The following is a 19,875-nucleotide window of genomic DNA, read 5'->3' as shown; positions in this document are numbered from 1 at the left end:
TCGATGAAGCTCGACTCGATGTACCAGGACATCATCCTGGACCACTACAAGCACCCGCACGGCCGTGGCCTGCGCGACGGCGACGCCGAGGTGCACCACGTCAACCCGACCTGCGGCGACGAGATCACGCTGCGGGTCAAGCTCGACGGGAACGTCCTCGCGGACGTCTCCTACGAGGGCCAGGGGTGCTCGATCAGCCAGGCCAGCGCCTCGGTGCTGAACGACCTGCTGGTCGGCAAGGAGCTGGGCGAGGCCCAGCAGATCCAGGAGGCGTTCCTGGAGCTGATGCAGTCCAAGGGCCAGATGGAGGGCGACGAGGAGGTGCTGGAGGACGCGATCGCGTTCGCCGGCGTCTCCAAGTACCCGGCGCGCGTCAAGTGCGCCCTGCTGAGCTGGATGGCTTGGAAGGACGCCACGGCTCAGGCCCTGGCCGGAGCGCCCGTCAAGGAGAGCGCATGAGCGAGACCACCGACACGTCTGCCGCTCCGGAGGAGACGGCGGCCGAGTCCTTCGAGAGCGTCAGCAAGGGCTCCGTCGCGGTCGACGACCTGATGGAGGCCCTGATGGACGTCGTCGACCCGGAGCTGGGCATCGACGTCGTCAACCTGGGCCTGATCTACGGTGTCCACATCGACGAGGGCGACGTCGCCACCGTCGACATGACGCTCACGTCCGCGGCGTGCCCGCTGACCGACGTCATCGAGGACCAGGCGCGGACGGCGACGGACGGCCTGGTCAAGGACCTGCGGATCAACTGGGTCTGGATGCCGCCGTGGGGCCCGGACAAGATCACCGACGACGGCCGCGACCAGCTGCGGGCCCTCGGCTTCAACGTCTGAGGTTCGTCAGCGGTTTGTCGTACCGAAACGGGCGTGGGGCTCTGCGGAGTCCCACGCCCGTGGCGTTTGCAACACAATGTGACTCATGAGGTCTCTCTCCGTCGTCCTCGGCGTCGTGCTGCTCGCCACCGTGATCAGCAGCGTGCTGCGGACGCTGGTGGTGCCCCGGGGCCTGTACTCGGCCCTGGTCTTCCGCCTCACGAAGTCGCTGCGCACCGTCCTGCGCTGGACCGCCGCCCCGCTCGGCACCTTCCGGGCCATGGACCGCGCGCAGGCGTGGCTCGCGCCGCTGGTCCTGCTCGGCATGCTGACCGCCTGGCTCGGCGGGATGCTCGTCGCCTACTCGCTGCTGCTGTACGGCGCGTCCGGGCTGAGCCTCGGCACGGCCTTCCAGGAGGCGGGGTCGAGCCTGTTCACCCTCGGCTTCGCCAGCGGGGCCCGGCTCAAGCTCTCCGGGCTGGACTTCCTCGCCTCGGCCAGCGGTCCGCTGGTCATCGCGCTCCAGATCGCCTACCTGCCGACCCTGTACAGCGCCTACAACCGCCGCGAGACGGAGGTGACGCTGCTGGAGTCCCGGGCCGGCGAGCCCGCCTGGGGCCCCGAGCTGCTGGCGCGGCAGTGGCTCGTCGACACCCAGACGGCCCTGCCCAGCCTCTACCGCGACTGGGAGCGGCTCGCCGCCGACATCGGCGAAAGCCACTCCAACTACCCGCTGCTGCTCTCCTTCCGCTCGCCGAGGCCCGCCCGCAGCTGGGTCGTCGCACTGCTGGCGGTGATGGACGCGGCGGCGATCCAGCTCTCCATCGCGCCCAAGTCCGCGCCACCCGAGGCCCGGCTCGTCCTGCGCGCGGGCTTCAGCTCGCTGCGCGACATCGCCCGGACGATGCGGGTCCCGTTCGACCCGGACCCGGAGCCGTCCGCGCCGATCCGGCTCACCTTCACCGAGTTCGACGCGGCCGTCGCGATGATCGTCGCGACGGGCTTCGCCAAGGAGCGCACCGTCGACGAGGCCTGGCAGCACTTCCGCGGCTGGCGGATCAACTACGAGGGCATCGTCTACGAGCTCGCCCGGTGGACCGACGCGGTCCCCGCGCTCTGGAGCGGCCCGCGCGACTTCCCGGCCACGCCGATCCCGCCGCGCCGCCCGCAGGACCGCCGCCCGGTCGAGCGGTACTGAGGGCTCCGCTCCTGAGGGTGTTCGAGCCCCGGTCCGGCGGGTAGGGGCTCGGAGGAGGAGGCGGCCATGCACTTCGCTCTCGGCCGAGTCCACCACGGCGGTCCCGGTCGCCCCGCGCTCACCCCCGCTGGGGTGCAGCCCACGCCTGCGCGTGGGACCCACGTCCGGACCCACCGCCGCTGGCTCGCCCGCACGGGCAGCGAGCCGAGCACGGCGCTCAGCGATCTTCCCGCGCGGCGGATGCTGGCCGGCATCTTCGGCCCCGTCTACGCGGCGGGCGCGGTGCTGTTCTCCTGGATGGCGGCGGTCGCCAAGCCGGGCGATGTCGCGGCGCGGAACACCTGGATCGGCTTTGCCGCGGTCTGCGCCGTGCTGGCGCTGATCGCGGCGGTGGACCTGCTGGTCATCCACGCCCGCATGGCGGCGGAACGCCGCGCGGGCCTCGCCTGGCGTCACGACCGGCCCTGGGTCGTCCGCGGCGACGTCGTGCGACGCCGGGAGGACCGGTCGGACCGGTCGTGAGGGGCGCGCTGCTCTTCCGCCGTGCGGCGCCTCCCCCAGCCTTCGGCCGGGAGGCGCCCCATCCCACGCGAGGTAGAACCCGCACGCGCAGGGCCGTCCGCATAGCGTTGGTTGCTCGCGCAGTTCCCCGCGCCCCTCAAGCGCGCTGCGCGCGCAGCGTCGCCGCGCCGAGGGTGAGGCAGGCGGTGGCCGCCACCGCGGCGAACGTGGCGAACGCGGGCAGGATCCCGTAGGCGCGGGCCAGGAAGCCCACCCCGATGATCGGCAGGGAGCTGCCCAGGTAGACGACCACCCACAGGGTGCTCAGCTGGGAGGCGCGCAGGTCCGGTTCCAACGCCGCCGACGCCCGCGTGAACAACGCGCGGAAGGCGAGACCCTGCGACGCGCCCGCGAGCACGCTGCCCGCGAACAGCAGGGCCGGGACGTGCGCGAAGCCCGCGAGGACGACCAGGCCGAGGCCGAGGGCCAGGCCCGTCATGCCCAGCGCCGGGACGGCGCGTGCGCGGGTGGGACGGGCGAGCAGCTGCGCCGCGGCCGAGCTGCCGAGCAGCAGGGCCGCCACGCCCGCGCCCGCGAGTGGCGCGCGGGTGTGCAGGAGTGATGCCGCGTAGCTCGGGGCCAGGCTGAGGTACACGCCGAAGACCGCGTAGGAGACGAAGCCCGTCGCCGCCGCCAACAGGAAGACGCCGCGGCTCTGCCGCGGCAGGCTCAGCGCGCGCGGGCGCAGGCTGGTGCGGGAGACGGCGGGCGCCGCGACCGTGTCGTGGCCCGGGGAGCGCGGGTGCAGCAGGGCCAGCGGCACGCACAGCGCCAACAGGGCGATCGCGTGCAGCAGGAACGGGGTGACGACCGGGTCCTTGCCGCCCGCCAGCGCCGCGCCCAGCAGCGGGCCGAGGGCGACGCCGCCGGCGGACGCGGCCAGCGTCAGCTTCGCGGCGACGGAGGGGCGGTCGGGCAGCAGGTCGGCGAGGGCCGCGCCCGCCGCGCCGGTGGCGAGGCCGACGGCGATGCCCTGGACGGCCCGGCCGAGCGCCAGCTCGCCGAGGCTCGAGGCGGAGGCGAAGACCAGGTCGCCGGCGGAGGCCAGCACGACGGCGGGCAGCACCAGGGCCCGTCGGCCCAGCTGGTCGGACCAGTGGCCGACGGCGGCGAGGACGGGGACGAGCGCGAAGACGTAGACCGTGAACAGGACGGTCGTGTCCACCGGGGTCAGGCCGAGGCGGGCCTGGAGCGCGGGGTAGAGGGGCGTCGCCAGGTTCGCGCCGATGAGCAGGAGCAGCAGGACGGCGACGGTCAGACCGACACGGACGCCGCGCAGTGCGTTCCAGCGGCTCAGCGAGCGGAGGCGCAGGCGTTCGCGCGGGGCGAGTTCGAGAGGGAGCAGGGCCTCGGTCAGACGCGTGCCGACCGGGGTCAGGTCCGCCATGGCAGGGTTCTCCTGGCGTCGGGGCTCCGGGCGGCTGCGGCGGGGTGTGCCGGTCACCGTCCGGTTGGAGCGGGCGTGCGGGGGCGTGCGGGTCGTCAGCGCGTGGGTGTGCGCTTCAGCCCAGCGGAGGATACGTGCTGGTCACACGTCAAGGGAAACGACGCCCGGCCGCGCCAGGGACTACCCTCGGCGTCAGGAGCGGTGTTTGTGCGTCACCAGGTGCGAAGGACGGTCGGGAAGATGGCAACGCGCAGTCGTAAGGACGGCCCCGTCGGCGAGGGTGTGCCCCTGCCCGCCGACCTCGATCTGGAGACCCTGTACGGCGCCGGTGCGGTGGCGGAGTACGCCGACGAGACGGACCCGGACGCGACGGACGAGGAGGATCTCGTCCTCGTGCCGCCGGTGCGGTTGGCCCCCTCCGAGCAGCTGGCCGCGTCCGCGCTGGCGGCGCCGCTGGTCGGGCACACCCTGAAGCTGGCGCGCTGGGTCGGCGACGGCAAGCCGGTGGACGAGTGGGGCGAGCTGTCCGAGGAGCAGGCGGCCGAGGCGGCCGCCGCGATGGGCGTGGAGCCGGACGACGTCGCCGAGGTCGAGCGGGCCTGGGCGCTCGCCGTCGACCTGGAGCTGATCGTGCTGGAGTCCGGCGCGGACTCGGCCGAGGACGCCCCCGAGCGCGCGCTCGCCGGTCCGGAGCTGGCGCGGCTGGAGGCGGGCGAGCCGGACGCCGTCCTCGACGCCTGGTTGACCGCCGCGTCGGTGATCGCGCAGACGGCGGTCGAGGCCGCCATCGAGGACATCGAGGCCGCGCAGCGCGAGGACGAGGACGAGGACGACGAGGAGGCGGGGGCCTCCGTCGAGGAGACGGGCGAGGCGGACGAGGCCGACGCGGCGTCCGCGGCCGACGAGCTGGAGGCCGAGGACGAGTCGGAGGAGGAGTACGCGCGCCTGGAGGAGGCCCGCGAGGAGGCTCAGGGTCTCCTCGACGACGCCCTCCAGGTGCTCTACGAGACGCGGGCGCTGGCTCCCACCCCGGTCGAGCAGACGCTGCCGCTCGGTGTGCTGGCCGCGCTGCTCGTCGTCCCTGAGGGCGAGGACCCGACTGAGGAGCTGCTCGGCGAGATCACCGAGACGATGGTGCTGCTCGACCCGATGCTCCAGGAGCTGGCCGACCTCGGCATGCTCGACTACCGCCCGATCGACCCCAGCCTCTTCGAGGAGAGCGAGGAGGACGGCGCGGCCGAGGGTGTGGAGCTGGAGGAGCTGGACCCGGAGGAGGTCGACCGGTTCGGCCACGTCCGGCTGACCGACCTCGGTCTCTTCGGCGTCCGCGAGTGGCTGCTGGAGGACGGCATCGACGCCCCGCTGGTGGGCGCGCACGCCCAGGGCGACGCCGCGGAGTTGCTGCGCGGCATCTGCGAGTCGGCGAACGTGCTGCCGGAGGAGGAGATCGTCGAGTGGCTCGAGGGCAAGGAGCCGCAGGCGGCCGCCGCCGAGCTGCTGGCGGCGGCGCGCGGTGACGACCTCGTCGCGCCGGTCCGCCGGCTGTACTGCCAGGTGGCGCTGCGCCGCCTCGGCGAGCCCGCGGTGCCCGCGGTGCGGGAGGTGCTGGGCGACCCGGAGCTGGTCGGCATCGCCGGTGCGTGGCTCACCGAGCTGGGCGCGACGGACCTGCCCCAGCCCGAGCGGGCCACCGTCCTGTGGACCACGGTGGACGCGCTGGCCGCGCAGCTGATCGACACCGGTGGCCAGGCGGAGGCGATGCGCGAGCTCGTCGAGATGCTGCCTGGCCCGGACGGCCCGGACCGCTTCTTCGAGGACCTGTGGCGCGTCGACCACACCTACACCCGCGCCGTTCTCGAGGCGGTGGGGGAGCTGCATCCGGACAAGTCGGTGGCGAAGATGGCGCGCAAGGCGGCGTACAAGGCCAAGTCCCAGGGCAGGTAGTCGCGTTCGACGCGTGGCCGGCCGCTGGGAGCCCGCTGTGAAGAGGTTCGTTACCGCGTAGTAATATGCCGGGGTCGAGTAGGAAGAGAGCGCTTTGCCCCGGTCTGCCGTCGTCGAAGAGCCGCCCGCGACGCCCGTCGTCGCCCCCTCGACCCCGCGGATCGTGCTCGGGGCGAGACGGCCGCGGCTCTACGCGCTCGACGGGCTGCGTCTGGTCGCCGCGCTGATGGTGGTGGTGTTCCACTACGCCGGTTACGACCACGCCGGGTCGAACGGCGCCTGGGGGCAGGACGTGGCGTCGGTCTTTCCGACGCTGCACCCGATCGCCTCCTACGGCTGGCTCGGGGTCGAGTTCTTCTTCCTGCTCAGCGGTTTCGTCATCTGCATGTCCTGCTGGGGCCGTTCCGTGCGGGACTTCGCGGTCTCCCGCGTGGTGCGGCTCTATCCGGCGTTCTGGTGCTGCGTCCTGCTGACGGCCGCCGTGCTGTGGGCGACCGGCGACCGCACCATGACGGGGGACCGGATCCTGACGAACCTGACGATGCTTCACGAGCCGTTGGGCGTCCCGCACGTGGATCCGGTCTACTGGTCGCTCTGGGCGGAGGCGCGGTTCTATCTGCTCTTCTCCGTCGTGGTGCTGATGGGGCTGACCTACCAGCGGGTGCTCGCCTTCTGCGCGATCTGGCTGCTGGCCTCGGTGCTGGCGCCGGCCTCCGGCGTCCCGCTGCTGGTGACGCTCTGCCAGCCGGACTACGCGCCGTACTTCGTCGGCGGGATCGTCGTCTTCCTGATGTACCGCTTCCGGCCGAGCCCGCTGCTGTGGCTGATGCTGGCGATGTCCTGGCTGCTGGCACAGCATCAGCTCGTCGGGCTGCTGCGCGAGGAGGGCAGCTGGTCCGCGCACATGACCCTGACCTGGCCGGTGGGCGTCACGGTCATGACCGCCTGCTACGGCGTGCTGCTGGCGGTCGCCCTGGGCCGGTTGGGCTTCCTCAACCGCCGCTGGCTGGTCACCGCCGGTGCGCTGACCTACCCGCTCTACCTGCTGCACGAGGAGATCGGCTGGACGGTCATCGAGCGGCTGCACGGCCGGGTCCCGGCCGCGGTGCTGCTGCCGGCGCTCGTCGCGGTGATGCTGGTGGCCGCCTGGCTGGTGCACCGACTGGTCGAGCGTCCGCTCAGCCGACGGCTGCGGCTGTGGCTTGCGCCCTCGCGCCCGCCAGCGCCCGCCCGTTGACGTCCGCAGCCGCCTGGTCAGGTGGTTTCCGCGCGAACGGAACTGGCCCCCGTCCGAGCGCGTGTGCCACAGTGTGCGCCGGTTCAGTGGAGGGGGCGAACAGGGATGAACGGCCAGAACTCGCCGGGCGAGATCTACTTCAGCAACAACTACCACGACCTGTGCCAGCAGTACGGCACCGGTGCGGGCTTCCAGTTCGAGTTCGGCTGCTCACGCTGCCATGACACCTGGCGTTCCGCGTTCCAGCCGTACGCCAGCGGCCGGGTCTCCGGCTGGCTGGACAAGGCCGTGGGCAGCGCCTGGGGCGCGCTCGGCCGGGCCGGCAGCGAGGCGTCCGCGGCGCTGGACGGGCTGGTCGGCGCCAACTGGGGTCCGGCGAAGGACGCCGCCTTCCGGCGGGCCATCGCGGACGCCCAGGGGCACTTCAACCGCTGCGCCCGGTGCACGAGTTACGTCTGCGAGCGGTGCTTCAGCACGGCCCAGGGCCTGTGCCACGGCTGTGCGCCCGACACCGCCGCCGAGGTCGCGGCGGCCCAGCAGCGCGGGCTGAACGACGCGGCCACCTCACGCGCGTACGACCTGGGCGGCAGCCAGGGCGCACAGTACGACCTGGACCGCCCGTTCCAACTGGTCTGCCCGCAGTGCCACACCGAGACCCACGGCGCCAACTTCTGTCCCGCCTGCGGCCACCGGCTCGGCGGGCAGGACGCCTGCGCGTCCTGCCACGGCGACGTGCCTCAGGGCGCCGCGTTCTGCCCCCACTGCGGCACACGACGCTGACGGGGCCGGCCCTTCCGGTGGACTACAGCACGGCGGGGGCCAACTCGTCGCCCAGGGGGCGGTCCTGGTCCCCGTCGCGCATGCGGCGGTCGGGGCGGCGTGCCAGCAGGTAGGCGCCGCCCGCGAGGGCGACCGTGCCGACGCCGAGGACGGCGGCCCAGATCTGGTACCAGGGCGCTCCCGCCGGAGCGAGGATGCTGCGCGGCCAGCAGATGTTGACCACCTCGAATCCCGTCCACAGCACCGCGAGCAGGTTGAGCGGGGTGCCGAGGCGTCCGTAGCCGACCGCGCCGGCCGGCTTCCACACCCCGCGCAGCCGCGCGACCAGCGCGACGAGGCTGAGCAGGAAGAACGGCACGAAGGTGGCCGCGCTGCCGAAGGTGATCAGGCTGCCCATGGCCGAGGTGCTCAGGCCCAGCGGCAGCGCGGCGCAACTGATCAGCGTCGCGGCGACCAGGCCGCCGATCGGCGCCTTGTGCCTGTTGACCTTGCGGACGTGGCGCGAGAACGGGAAGACGTCGTCGCGGGCGAGGGAGTAGAGCCCGCGCGCGGCCCCGCCCTGGGAGGCCATCAGACAGGCGGTGAAGCTGACCAGGACGACCACGACGAAAGGCTTGTCGGCCCAGCCGCCGAACGCGTGGGTGACGGCCGTGGTCACCGGGTCGAGGTCCTTGCCGGAGACGACGTCGGCCGGGTCCGGATGGGCCAGCTCGACCGAGATCGCGTTGAGGATCACCACCAGTCCGACGCTGAGCAGCGACCACCACATCGCCTTCGGCACCTGCCGGGCCGCGTCCTTGGTCTCCTCGGCCGTCGAGACGCAGGCGTCGAAGCCGATGAACGCCCAGCCCGCGACGGCCACGGCGGCGAGCAGCGCGCCGGTGTCGCTGACGCCGAGCCCGGCCGGGGCGTGCAGGAAGTCGGTCAGCAGCGAGAAGCCGTGCTGCCGGAAGACCAGCAGCAGGGTGAACCCGACCACGACGGACGCGACCGCCTCGGCGGCGATGCCGAGGCTGACGAACCAGCGCAGGAAGTCGATGCCGTAGGCGTTGACGAAGGTGCAGAAGAGCATGAAGCCGACCGAGGCCAGCACCTGCTCGGTGGGCGTCGGGACGGCCCCGAAGAGCGAGAAGAGCCAGGGCGAGGCGAGGTAGGCGACGGTGGTGTTGCCGAACATCACCGCGAACTGCCACATCCAGCCGCTCAGCCAGGCGACGGCCGGGCTCGCCAGCCGCCGGCTCCACTGGTAGGCCCCTCCCGCCAGCGGCCACTGCGAGGCGAGCTCCGAGTACACGGCCACCACCAGGCACTGCCCGAGCAGGCACAGCGGCAGCGCCCAGATCCACGCCCCGCCCGCGATGCTCATCCCGACCTGCGCGGCGGCGTAGAGCCCGACGACGGGCGAGACCACGGCGAAGCCCATGGAGATGTTGCCGAGCACGCTCAGGCTGCGTCTCAGCTCCTGGCGGTAGCCGAGGGCGGCCAGCCGGTCGGCATCGGTGGGGTCGTGCTCGTGGTCGGCCATGCGCGGCGCCTCCTGAAAAACTAACTTAGTTAGTCACTGGTGTTGAGGTGGGACGATAGCCGCCGAAAGCGGAGAGCGGAAGAGGGGGTTTCGGCGTGGGCCGACCGAGCAGGGCGTTGCTGACCCGCGAGCGGATCGCGCTGGCCGCGCTCGCGGTGGTGGACGAAGCGGGCCCGGACGGCCTCACCATGCGCGCGCTCGCCGAGCGGCTCGGGGTGAAGGCCGCGTCGCTCTACAACCACGTCGAGAGCAAGGACGCGCTGGTCGACGCGGTCTCGGAGCTGGTCAACGAGGAGATCGACCACACCCCGCTGGCCGACCCCGACTGGCGCGCCGGTCTCGCCGCGTACGCGCGCGGCTACCGTGCGGTCTTCCTGCGGCACCCCAACACCATCGCCCTGCTCGCCCGCCGCCGCGTCGAGGCCGCCCGCGCCCTGCGCGGCTACGACGCCCTGCTCGCCCTGCTCGGGCGCGCCGGGCTGGACGCGGCCGACGCGGCGGAGGTCGCGGCGGCGCTGGACTACCTGGTGCTGGGTTCCGCACTGGAGACGTTCACCGCCGGCTTCACCCGCGCGCCGGACGTCTACCGACCGGAGTACCCCGCCCTGGCGGACGCCCTGGACGCGTCCTTCACCCGGGGCGGCGGCGCTGCGGGCCTGGACGACCGGGGGTTCGAACTGGGCCTGCGGCTCCTGCTGGACGGCGTCGGAGGGCGCACGGCATGACCGCCCGCCGCCGCTCGGCACCCGCGGCACCCGCGGCACCGGCGGCGCGAGTCGCGCTGACGCGGCGGCGGCCGACGTGCGGAGACGCCGGCGTGCGTCAGCCGATCGGGGGAGGGGTATCGAAGAGCATGGTGCGCACGGGGCCTGAAGGTCCCTAGGGTGGACCGCGCGGACGAAGGGGAGGCACGGTGAGGTATCGCAGCGGCGGGTCCGGCCCGGTCGACGGTCCGGACGACCTGTGGCGTCAGGCCGCCGGGCGGGACGAGGAACTGCTGGCCGACGCCGCGTTCCCGCTCTACGCTCCCGCCGCGCCGCCGCTGTCGCCCGCGGCCCTGACCGAGTACCAGCTGACCAACGGCGAGTTGGTGAAGGTGCAGCTCTGCCGGGGCGACTGGTTCGCCGCCGCGGGGCCGGTGGTCCAGGTCGCCACGATCCGTGCGGTCGACCCGGGCGTGCCCGACGTCTGGGCGGCGCTGGAGCACCTGGTCGCCGCCGAGCGCGAGCGGCTGCGGACCTGGGACACGGAGCCCGGCGGAGCCGCCGAGGCTCCGGCGGAGCTGGTCGTGGACGGCGCCGCGCTCCCGGCCGAGCTGCGGCGCGAGGGGCGGCTCTGGGTGGCGCGGCTGCGCCCGCCGGGAGGCCGGGTCGTGCTGGTGGTCACCGCCCGGGGCGTCGCCCCCGCGGACGTCGAGCTGGAGGCGGTCACCGACCTCGCGCCGTACACGCAGGGGCGTCAACTCCTGCTCAACGAGATGGCGCTGCGACGTGCGGCGCAGCGGAAGCGGCAGGACGAGACGGGTGGTCCGGCGGCCGAGGAGCCGCTCGGGCTGGCGGACCACCGCCGCCTGGTCGACTACTCCGTCGCCGAGGCGCTCCGCCTCGAGGCGGACGTCCGCACCCACGGGTACCCCGTTCCGCGTCCCGAGCCGACGGGCGCGGAACGCCGCGCCCTGTGGGACAAGGCGGTGCAGCAGCAGATGCGTCTGGCCGGGGAGGAGCGCAACGAGGCGGAGGAGTCGGTGAGCGCCCTGGTCAACCAGATGGTCGCGCTCGCCCAGGCCGCCGACTGGTTCGCCGCTCCGGCCACGGGCGGTTCGCCGGAGGCGGCGGAGGCGGCCGTCGAGGAGAGCATCCGCTTCACCGCGCTGGCCAGCGAGGTCGCCAGTGCCCCGGCCCAGCGGGCGTGGCTGCGTCAGTGGCACCGCCTCGACGAGCCGCCCTTCCCGGAGTCCCCGCAGGCCACCCCGGAGGAGCTCCGGCTTCGCCGCGAGCTGACCCTCCAGGCCCGCGCGAGCTGGCTCGACCTGTGGCGGGTGTGGTTCTCCCAGCGGTGAAAGGCTGCTGACGCTACGTCGGCCGCGTCCACAGGGGGCATGATGCGGCGCCTCGACCACCTCGCCGTTCGTGCCGCGGCAGCGGGATCTGCGCTCCCGCGCCGGGGCCGCTTCGTTCGTGACCGCGCCGTCCGGGAGCCGCCTGCTCAGGCCCGCGCGCGGATAGCCCCGTCAGGCGCCCGGCGCGAAGCGGGCCACGCCGCAGGCGACCAGTTCCTCGTCCGAGAGTTCGCCGTCCGAGAGTTCGTCGTTGATGTAGGCCTGCGTGTCGGCCTGGGCGGCCGGACTGGGCTCGAGGCCCTCGGCGCAGTGAGCCGGCTACCGACGCCGCGGCGTCGCGCCCGGCCGTCCCGACGAGGCGCTCGCACCGCTCGACGCAGAGCGGGACGGCGGCGGACTGGGCTTGCCGGTGGGCATCCGTCCGCTCACGCGTCCGGCGGCAGGCGCAGCTGGAGCATGGCGAGCAGGCGTTCCTCCGGGCGGGAGAGGTCGAGGGAGGTGAGCTGTTCGGCGCGGCGGACGCGGTAGCGGAGGGTGTTGGGGTGGATGTGGAGCGCCGCGGCCGCCGCGCGGACGTCGCCGATGGCGTCGAGCCAGGCGAGGACGGAGGCGGCGAGGTGGCCGCCGTGCTCGGCGTCGTGGGCGAGCAGCGCCGTCAGGCGCGGGTCGCGGACGGTCGGGGCGTCGGCCAGCAGGCCGAGGGTCTCCGCGAGCAGCACCTGCGCGCGGACCTGCGTGAGGTCGGCGACCTGCGCGTCGACCCGCCCGGAGACCATCGCGTCGAGGATCCGGTCCGCCTCGCGGCGCGACGCCGCGGCGCCGGAGAGCGCGGGGGTGACCTCGCCGACCGCGCCGCGGACCAGGACGGGCGGTGAGCCGGCCGTGGAGAGGTGGCGGGTCGCCGCCTCGGCCAGCTCGTTCGCCCAGCCGAGCAGCGTCGTCGGGGCCAGACCGCGCGGGAGCTCCGGCAGCAGCACGTAGACGCGCTCGTCGACCGCGGCCGTCAACGCGCTGTGGTGGCGCGCGGCCGCGTGGACGGCCATCAGGCTCAGCGTCTCCTCGCGGTGCAGTTCGTCCGAACCGGGCCCGGAGCCCGGCAGGGCGAAGCCCAGCACGGCCGCGGCGCGCTTGGCGTCCAGGCCGAGGTGTCCCGCGAGCGACTGCGCGCCGGTGGTGCCCTCCAGCACGCCGGAGAGCAGGCTCTGGGTGAGCCGCAGTTCGGAGCTGACCGAGCGCCGCCGCCGCATCAGCTGCAGCGCCGCGACCCGCGCCGCGCCGAGCAGCGCCTGGTCGGCGCGTTCGGCGAGGGGCGTCGCGCCCTCCTGCACCCAGATCGTCCCCAGCTGCCGTTCCCCGGAGCGGATGGCGACGACGAGGCGGCGGCGCAGGCCGTACTCGGGGTGCTCGTCGATGGAGACGACGGAGTCGCCCGCCCGCAGCTGCTGGAAGACGCCCCACTCGCGCAGCTTCGACAGGTACGGCTCGGGCCCCTGCCAGCCCAGGATGGTGAGCCGGCGCAGGTCGTCGATCTCGTCGGAGTCCGCCGAGCGGGAGTAGGCGAGGATCCGGTTGGCGGTGTCCTCGATGCTGACGATGCCGCCGGTCAGCACGGCCGTGGTCTGGGCGAGGGCGAACAGGTCGCCCTCCTCCGCGCCGCCCTCGGCGGGCAGCGGACGGCCGCTGCCGAGCGCGGCGCGCGCCAGCGCGTCGAGGTGCTCCCAGCGGACCTCGCGGCGCACCGACAGCAGGGCGATGCCCGCCCGTTCGGCGAAGTCGCGCAGCGTGTCGCGCTGGGCGGGGGAGTCGATCCGCACCGCGACGGCCGCGGCCCCGGCTGCCGCCGCGGCCCGCAGCGCCGGGATCGCCGCGCGTCCGCGCACGCCGATGGCCAGCACCAGCTCGCCCGGCCGGGCCGCCGGAGGATCCTCCGGGTCCAGCAGCCCGACGTCGACGGCCTCCACGTCGAGCCCGGCCGGCGCGCACTGGAGCTCGACCACCGGCTCGCCCAGCGACATCAGCAACTGCCGCAGGGTGATCCCCGCGGCGGCCGGTCCCGGGAGGGGGAGGTCGTCCCCGGCGTCAGCGGGGCCGTCTGCGCCATCGCCGGCAGCGCCGCCCGTGTGGTTGTCCGATCCGACATGCTCCATGTCTGGATGCTATGCGACCGGACAAAGAGCAGCCGTGGGTGTCGGGCTTAGCGTGAGCATCGACGCGGGAACCGCGTCGTCCAGATCCGTCCGCGGACGTCCACCGCATGCACCACGACTGCATGCGGAGGACATCCGGGGGTCCGATCCTGAGGACAACTCGACACCTCCCGACCCGATGAGGAGCACGCGCGTGTTGGACGCTGTGACCCAGATTCCGACGCCGGTCAACGAGCCGGTGCACAGTTACGCTCCGGGCTCCGCCGAGCGTGCCCGCCTGGAGGCGGAGCTGAAGCGTCTGGGCGGTCAGGCGCCGGTCGAGCTCACCATGACCATCGGGGGCGTCAAGCGCCTCGGTGGCGGCGAGCCGATCGACGTGGTCCAGCCGCACCGTCACGCCGCCGTCCTCGGCACCATGCGCAACGCGACCAAGGACGACGCCCGCGACGCCGTCGAGGCGGCCCTCGCGGCCGGCCCGGCCTGGCGCGCCCTCTCCTTCGACGACCGCGCCGCCGTCTTCCTGCGCGCCGCCGACCTGCTGTCCGGCCCCTGGCGCGAGACGCTGGCCGCCGCGACCATGCTCGGTCAGTCCAAGACCGCGCAGCAGGCCGAGATCGACACCCCGTGCGAGCTCGTCGACTTCTGGCGCTTCAACGTCCACTTCGCCCGCCAGATCCTGGCCGAGCAGCCGATCTCCTCGCCCGGCGTGTGGAACCGCACCGACCACCGCCCGCTCGAGGGTTTCGTCTACGCGATCACGCCGTTCAACTTCACCGCCATCGCCGGCAACCTGCCGACCGCCCCGGCCCTGATGGGCAACACGGTGGTCTGGAAGCCGTCCCCGACGCAGCAGTTCGCCGCGCACCTGCTGATGCAGCTGCTGGAGGAGGCAGGCCTGCCCAAGGGCGTCATCAACATGGTGACCGGCGACGGCCTGGCCGTCTCCGAGGTCGTGCTGCCCCACCGCGACCTGGCCGGCATCCACTTCACCGGCTCGACCGCGACCTTCCAGCACCTGTGGAAGTCGGTCGGCGAGAACATCGCCTCGTACCGGACCTACCCGCGCCTGGTCGGCGAGACCGGCGGCAAGGACTTCCTGATCGCCCACCCGTCCGCCGACCCGGCCGCGCTCGCCACCGCGCTGGTCCGCGGCGCGTTCGAGTTCCAGGGCCAGAAGTGCTCGGCGCTGTCCCGCGCCTACGTCCCGGCCTCGCTCTGGGCGCAGATCAAGGACGACGTCAAGGCCACCACCGAGTCCCTGACCATGGGCGACGTCGCGGACCTGTCCAACTTCATGGGCGCGGTCATCGACGCCCGCTCGTTCGCCAAGAACGCCGCCGCGCTGGAGCGCGCCGCCGCCGACCCGCAGGTCGAGGTCCTGGCCGGCGGCACCGCCGACGACTCGGTGGGCTACTTCGTCCGTCCGACCGTCCTGGTCTGCGCCGACCCGGAGGCGGAGTACTTCCGCGACGAGTACTTCGGCCCGATCCTCGCCGTCCACGTCTACGAGGACGACGCGTGGGCGGCGACGCTCGCGCAGATGGAGTCGGTCTCCGCCTACGGCCTGACCGGCGCCGTCTTCGCCACCGACCGCGCGGCGGTCGCCGAGGCCGCCTCGGTGCTGCGCTTCGCGGCGGGCAACTTCTACGTCAACGACAAGCCCACCGGCGCCGTCGTCGGCCAGCAGCCCTTCGGCGGCGGGCGCGCCTCCGGCACCAACGACAAGGCCGGCGCCGCGCAGAACCTGCTGCGCTGGACCTCGGCGCGCTCCATCAAGGAGACCTTCGTCCCGCCGACGGACCACCGCTACCCCCACATGGGCTGACGCCCCGCCGGGTCACCCCCGCCGGGTCACCCGCGTCGCGTCACCCGCCCCTCGTCGCCTGACGGCGACCCCTGAGCCGCCGCGCCCCCTCAACTCCCCCCGTGGAGGGGGCGCGGCATCCAGGCCCCCACCTGCTACTTTCTCCCCCGCGCCATGGAGTTCTTGACATGCTCCGTTCCACCCTGCTCGCGGCCTCCCGCTCCCCGCGCTCCCGCAAGCTCATCGAGCAGCTGCCCCCCACCCGCGCCATCGTCAACCGCTTCGTCGCGGGCGAGACCCTGGTCGACGGCGTCTCCGTGACCCGTGACCTGGTCGCCACCGGCCGCCGGATCACCCTCGACCACCTCGGCGAGGACACCTCCGACGCGACCCAGGCCGCCGCCACCGCCGAGGCCTACGAGAAGCTGCTCGCGGCGCTGGCCGAGAGCGGCCTCGCCGACCGTGCCGAGGTCTCCGTCAAGCTGTCGGCGGTCGGTCAGTTCCTGCCCAAGGACGGCGAGAAGGTCGCCCTCGACAACGCCCGCCGCATCTGCGAGGCGGCCGAGGCGGTCGGCACCACGGTGACCCTCGACATGGAGGACCACACCACCACCGACTCCACCCTGGGCATCGCCCGCGAACTGCGCGCGGACTTCCCCTGGCTGGGCGTCGTCCTCCAGGCCTACCTGCACCGCACCGAGGCCGACTGCCGCGAGTTCAGCGGCCCCGGCAGCCGCGTCCGCCTGTGCAAGGGCGCCTACCAGGAGCCGGCGACGGTCGCCCACCAGAAGAAGTCCGAGGTCGACCTCGCGTACGTCCGCTGCCTCAAGATCCTGATGGCGGGCGAGGGCTACCCGATGATCGCCTCCCACGACCCGCGCCTCATCCGCATCGCGGGCGAGCTGGCCGCAGCCGCCGGCCGCGCGGCGGACTCCTTCGAGTACCAGATGCTCTACGGCATCCGCCCGGAGGAGCAGGAGCGCCTCATCGCCGAGGGCAACACCATGCGTGTCTACCTGCCCTACGGCAACGAGTGGTACGGCTACTTCATGCGCCGCCTCGCGGAGCGCCCGGCCAACCTCACCTTCTTCCTGCGCGCGCTGGCGACCAAGAGCTGACCGTCAGTGTGCTGTTGCGACCTGCGGCGGAGTCGGATTCGACTCCGCCGCAGTCGCGTGTGACCGGTCGGGCAGTTTGCAGAGCGCTTCCCATCAGCGCCTGCGGGCCTCACGCTTCCGAGTGAGTCGAAGGCCGTCATCACCACGCCGGGGCCGGGGTTGCGCGACGATGACGTCCTCCGGGTACGAACGGCGTTGACGGGAGATCACCATGACGAATCCGCCCGACTGGAGACGCCTGGTCGACCATGTCGAGTCGATCCCCGAGCGGGTCTACGAGCACTGGGTGCCCGGGACGGGGTGGGACAACATCACGCAGTTCGGCGCCGAGTACGGGTGGAACGGCGTGCCGTGGTGCGCGATCTTCGAGTGGTGCATGTTCCATGACGTGGGGCTGGATGCGATCGTGCCGAAGACGGCCGCCGTCGCGGAGTTGGCGTCGTGGGCGCAGGCCCGCGGGCAGTGGTCGGAGTATCCGTCGGTCGGGGCGCTGACGGTCTTCGGCGGGGACGTGCACACCGAGATCGTGACGGGGTTCGACGCCGACGACGTCTACACCAAGGGCGGCAACTCCGTGCAGGCCGGGGCCACGGACAATGGCCAGGGGAACGGGGTGTGGTCGCACCAGCACGCGCGGCGGGATCCGTATGTGACCGGCTATCTCGCGCCGCGTTTCCCCGACGGGGTGTGCCCGCCGACCGCGGACCCCGCGGACCCGCGGGGTGGGCGGGCCGTGGCGGCCTGGCGGTGGAGTCCGCTTCCCGCGCCGACGCCGACGCCGACGCCGACGCCGGCACCGGCGCCGGTCCCCGCGCCGCAGGCCGCGCCCGGGTATGCGGAGGAGACGGTGCTGGCGTACCTGCCGCCGATTCCGGCCGGTGCCGACACCGACGTGCCGGTCGAGCCGGCGGGGACGGAGGCGGCGCCGGGCGGCGGATCGCGGAACGGGCCGATGTGGCTGTGCGTCACCCCGCAGGGAGCGGACGGCAGCGTCGCGGTGTCGATGCGGACGGGCGGCACCTGGGGTCCGCCGGTGGCGCATTCCGTGGCCGTCGCGGCAGGCAAGCTGGTGCTCCCGCTGCCCACGGACGGCTCGGTCGACGTGGTGCGGTTGCGTCCGACGGTGCCGCTGCAGGGGTACGTGACCGGGCGTCAGGTGGTCTGACCGCCCGGCGGGCTCACGGGGTCATCCATGCAGGGCTGCGGTGAGGAACCGTGCGGAGGCGGTGTCGAGCTCCCGGGCGCCGGTGTTGCCGGGCAGGGCGGCCCTCAGCAGCCCCATGTCCTTCAGCAGGTTGGACGCATCATGGGCGAAGGCCTGCGGCGACGGGAGGGTCGAGAAGATCTCGAAGCCGAGACTGCGGCCGACGCTCACCCCGACCACGTCGATCAGCTGTGCGCGGTCGAGATCCAGCGCGGCGCCTGCCTCGAGCGCTGCCATGGCGACGCCCATGTGGGCCGAGAGCATGGCGTTGGTAATGATCTTGGCGCATTGCCCCGAGCCGACAGGCCCGAGCAGCAGGATCGATCGACCGAAGGTGCGGAACACCGGCAGTGCCGCGTCGAGGGCTTCCTGTCGCCCGCCGCACATGAGGGTGAGCTCGCCCGCCTCCGCTGCGGAAGGGCCACCGCTGACCGGCGCGTCGATCAGCATGATCCCCTTCTCGGCGCAGCGGCGTTCCAGGTCGATGACGGTTGCGGGCAGCACCGTCGAATGGACCGCGATGCGACTGCCGGATCTCATCGCCGGGATCAGTGCGTCGGCCACCTGCACGACGTCCGAGTCGTCGACCACGCAGATGCCGACGTGTTCGGAGAGTGCGCCGAGCTCGGTGATGTCGGCGGCGATGCCTGCGCCCTTGGCGACGTAGGGGCCGAGTGCTTCGGGGTGCCGCGCCCAGAGCGTCAACGGCAGGCCGGCATCCACGATGCGATGCGCCATGGGGCCGCCCTGGCTGCCGACGCCGATGAAGCCGATCATTTCGGGCATACCAGATCGTAGCCTCGGCCCCGCGAGCCGTGCGTCCGGCGCGGCCGGGGGGTGAGGGGGTGTCAGCCGGCCAGTTGGGCCGTCGTGCCGAGCCAGATCTGGGCGGCGGTCTGGATCGGGAGCTGGAGCGCCTCGCAGAGGCCGACGACCGTGCCGAAGCCGGGGCTCGGCATGCGGCCCGCCTCGATCTTGCGCAGGGTCTCCGGTGAGATGCCCGCGGTCCGGGCGATCAGCTCCGGATCGCGGCCCGCGCGGGCCTCGCGCAGCAGCGCGCCGAGTCGGCGGCCTGCTTCGACCTGCTCGGGGGTGAGGGGGATGCGGACCATGTCCCCAGTCTAGTCGGTATTAAAGTACCGGGCCTGTGCTACGCTCGAGGCTAGCGAGGTATTTAAATACCGAACCCAGCTGCGAGCACGAAGAGGGGGCTCGATGATCGAGCTGAAGTCCGCCGAGGCGATCGACAAGATGGCGGTCACCGGCCGATTCGTCGCCGACACGCTGGCGGAGCTGTCCGCCCTGGCCCGCCCCGGCGTGAACCTGCTCGACCTGGAGCGTCGCGCACGCCGTCGCGTCGAGGAGCGAGGTGCGGTCTCCTGCTACTGGGACTACGCGCCCTCCTTCGGCCGGGGGCCGTTCCGCAACGTCATCTGCCTGTCGGTCAACGACGCCGTGCTCCACGGCCGTCCGCGCGACCAGGTGCTGCGCGACGGCGACGTGCTGAGCCTGGACTTCGCCGTCTCCGTCGACGGCTGGGTCGCGGACTCGGCGGTGACCGTCCTCGTCGGCACGGCCCGCCCCGAGGACGTGCGGCTCGTCGAGTCGACGCGGGCGGCACTCGACGCCGGCATCGCGGCCGCGGTTCCCGGCGCGCGCATCGGGGACGTGTCGGCGGCGATCGGCGCGGTGGCCGCGGCGCACGGCTACCCCGTCAACCTGCAGTTCGGCGGCCACGGGCTCGGCCGGACCATGCACGAGGACCCGCACGTCCCCAACGCGGGCCGTCCCGGGCGCGGTCTGAAGCTCCAGCCCGGCATGACGCTCGCCCTCGAACCGTGGTGGTCGGCCGACACGGACGAGCTCCGCGTCGACGAGGACGGCTGGACCCTCCGCTTCGCGGACGGCTCGCGCGGCGCGCACTCCGAGCACACCGTCGCGATCACGGAGGACGGGCCCCGGGTCCTGACCGGGACGACGCGGTAGCAGGAAGCGCGGTCGTGGGAACACCGGGCGCGGGGAACCGGCGGGGGTGGGGAACCAGTGGGGGCGGCCGGGAATGTCCTGGCTCCGGGGGGCCGGACGGGATCCTC

General features: G+C 73.3%; 18 protein-coding genes. 13 read left to right on the top strand and 5 right to left on the bottom strand.

Translation table 11 applies throughout. The features are described from left to right. Window positions 1-3 precede the first annotated feature (3 nt). The 4 genes from sufU (at window position 4) to TR50_RS47860 (ending at window position 2,538) form a co-directional block, all read left to right on the top strand. The gene (gene sufU / locus TR50_RS03610; RefSeq protein WP_042413840.1) at window positions 4-459 is read left to right on the top strand and encodes a Fe-S cluster assembly sulfur transfer protein SufU; all 456 of its coding nucleotides are present in this window, start codon (window positions 4-6) and stop codon (window positions 457-459) included. Window positions 460-551: 92 nt separating this feature from the next. Continuing rightward, on the top strand, window positions 552-839 hold the full coding sequence (locus tag TR50_RS03605; protein WP_042363931.1) for a metal-sulfur cluster assembly factor: 288 nt from the start codon (window positions 552-554) through the stop codon (window positions 837-839). Between the two features lie 85 nt (window positions 840-924). Then, window positions 925-2,016 (top strand): hypothetical protein, encoded by a 1,092-nt coding sequence (locus TR50_RS03600; protein ID WP_042413837.1) that lies wholly within the window; start codon window positions 925-927, stop codon window positions 2,014-2,016. A 66-nt stretch (window positions 2,017-2,082) separates the two neighbouring features. After that, window positions 2,083-2,538 (top strand): DUF6343 family protein, encoded by a 456-nt coding sequence (locus TR50_RS47860; RefSeq protein ID WP_052440665.1) that lies wholly within the window; start codon window positions 2,083-2,085, stop codon window positions 2,536-2,538. Between the two features lie 136 nt (window positions 2,539-2,674). On the opposite strand, the gene TR50_RS03590 is transcribed toward TR50_RS47860, so the two are convergent. Beyond that, the gene (locus TR50_RS03590) at window positions 2,675-3,964 is read right to left on the bottom strand and encodes an MFS transporter (RefSeq protein WP_052440663.1); all 1,290 of its coding nucleotides are present in this window, start codon (window positions 3,962-3,964) and stop codon (window positions 2,675-2,677) included. A gap of 240 nt (window positions 3,965-4,204) precedes the next feature. Here TR50_RS03590 and TR50_RS03585 point away from each other — a divergent pair, with 240 nt between their 5' ends. From TR50_RS03585 to TR50_RS03575, 3 genes are all read left to right on the top strand, one after another. Beyond that, on the top strand, window positions 4,205-5,908 hold the full coding sequence (locus tag TR50_RS03585; RefSeq protein ID WP_152648233.1) for a hypothetical protein: 1,704 nt from the start codon (window positions 4,205-4,207) through the stop codon (window positions 5,906-5,908). A gap of 94 nt (window positions 5,909-6,002) precedes the next feature. Continuing rightward, window positions 6,003-7,145, top strand: coding sequence for an acyltransferase family protein (locus tag TR50_RS03580; RefSeq protein WP_042413834.1), 1,143 nt, complete (start codon window positions 6,003-6,005; stop codon window positions 7,143-7,145). A 105-nt stretch (window positions 7,146-7,250) separates the two neighbouring features. Then, the gene (locus TR50_RS03575; protein WP_042413819.1) at window positions 7,251-7,925 is read left to right on the top strand and encodes a double zinc ribbon domain-containing protein; all 675 of its coding nucleotides are present in this window, start codon (window positions 7,251-7,253) and stop codon (window positions 7,923-7,925) included. A gap of 22 nt (window positions 7,926-7,947) precedes the next feature. Here the strand turns inward: TR50_RS03575 and TR50_RS03570 are convergent, their stop codons facing one another. After that, on the bottom strand, window positions 7,948-9,450 hold the full coding sequence (locus TR50_RS03570) for an APC family permease (protein WP_042413816.1): 1,503 nt from the start codon (window positions 9,448-9,450) through the stop codon (window positions 7,948-7,950). A gap of 95 nt (window positions 9,451-9,545) precedes the next feature. Here TR50_RS03570 and TR50_RS03565 point away from each other — a divergent pair, with 95 nt between their 5' ends. Both TR50_RS03565 and TR50_RS03560 read left to right on the top strand, forming a co-directional pair. Next, complete coding sequence (locus TR50_RS03565; RefSeq protein ID WP_042413812.1) at window positions 9,546-10,175, top strand: TetR/AcrR family transcriptional regulator C-terminal domain-containing protein; 630 nt, start codon at window positions 9,546-9,548, stop codon at window positions 10,173-10,175. Between the two features lie 188 nt (window positions 10,176-10,363). Further along, window positions 10,364-11,509 carry a hypothetical protein gene (locus TR50_RS03560; RefSeq protein WP_042413809.1) on the top strand — a complete coding sequence of 382 codons (1,146 nt, stop codon included), beginning with the start codon at window positions 10,364-10,366 and terminating at the stop codon, window positions 11,507-11,509. 425 nt (window positions 11,510-11,934) lie between these two features. Here the strand turns inward: TR50_RS03560 and TR50_RS03555 are convergent, their stop codons facing one another. Beyond that, the gene (locus tag TR50_RS03555; protein WP_236654245.1) at window positions 11,935-13,656 is read right to left on the bottom strand and encodes a PucR family transcriptional regulator; all 1,722 of its coding nucleotides are present in this window, start codon (window positions 13,654-13,656) and stop codon (window positions 11,935-11,937) included. 196 nt (window positions 13,657-13,852) lie between these two features. On the opposite strand from TR50_RS03555, the gene pruA reads away from it, so the two are divergent. From pruA to TR50_RS46460, 3 genes are all read left to right on the top strand, one after another. Beyond that, entirely contained in the window at window positions 13,853-15,481 is a 1,629-nt protein-coding gene (gene pruA, locus TR50_RS03550; protein WP_042414523.1) for an L-glutamate gamma-semialdehyde dehydrogenase, read from the top strand. Window positions 15,482-15,648: 167 nt separating this feature from the next. Beyond that, window positions 15,649-16,578: a proline dehydrogenase family protein gene (locus TR50_RS03545; protein WP_042413806.1), complete on the top strand. Its 930-nt coding sequence runs from the start codon at window positions 15,649-15,651 to the stop codon at window positions 16,576-16,578. Window positions 16,579-16,789: 211 nt separating this feature from the next. Continuing rightward, the gene (locus TR50_RS46460) at window positions 16,790-17,743 is read left to right on the top strand and encodes a hypothetical protein (RefSeq protein WP_052440658.1); all 954 of its coding nucleotides are present in this window, start codon (window positions 16,790-16,792) and stop codon (window positions 17,741-17,743) included. A 21-nt stretch (window positions 17,744-17,764) separates the two neighbouring features. On the opposite strand, the gene TR50_RS03535 is transcribed toward TR50_RS46460, so the two are convergent. Further along, window positions 17,765-18,568 (bottom strand): NAD(P)-dependent oxidoreductase, encoded by an 804-nt coding sequence (locus tag TR50_RS03535; RefSeq protein ID WP_042413803.1) that lies wholly within the window; start codon window positions 18,566-18,568, stop codon window positions 17,765-17,767. Between the two features lie 62 nt (window positions 18,569-18,630). Next, a complete protein-coding gene (locus TR50_RS03530; protein WP_042413799.1) occupies window positions 18,631-18,894 on the bottom strand; it encodes a helix-turn-helix domain-containing protein in 264 nt (87 codons plus the stop codon). Between the two features lie 103 nt (window positions 18,895-18,997). Between TR50_RS03530 and map the strand changes: the two genes are divergently transcribed. Further along, window positions 18,998-19,768, top strand: coding sequence for a type I methionyl aminopeptidase (gene map, locus TR50_RS03525; RefSeq protein ID WP_042413795.1), 771 nt, complete (start codon window positions 18,998-19,000; stop codon window positions 19,766-19,768). The last annotated feature ends 107 nt before the right edge of the window (window positions 19,769-19,875 follow it).

Source organism: Streptacidiphilus anmyonensis (assembly GCF_000787855.1).
GTDB lineage: Bacteria > Actinomycetota > Actinomycetes > Streptomycetales > Streptomycetaceae > Streptacidiphilus > Streptacidiphilus anmyonensis.
Note: the sequence above shows the minus strand (reverse complement) of the source record. Positions and strands in the feature narration are given on the sequence as shown.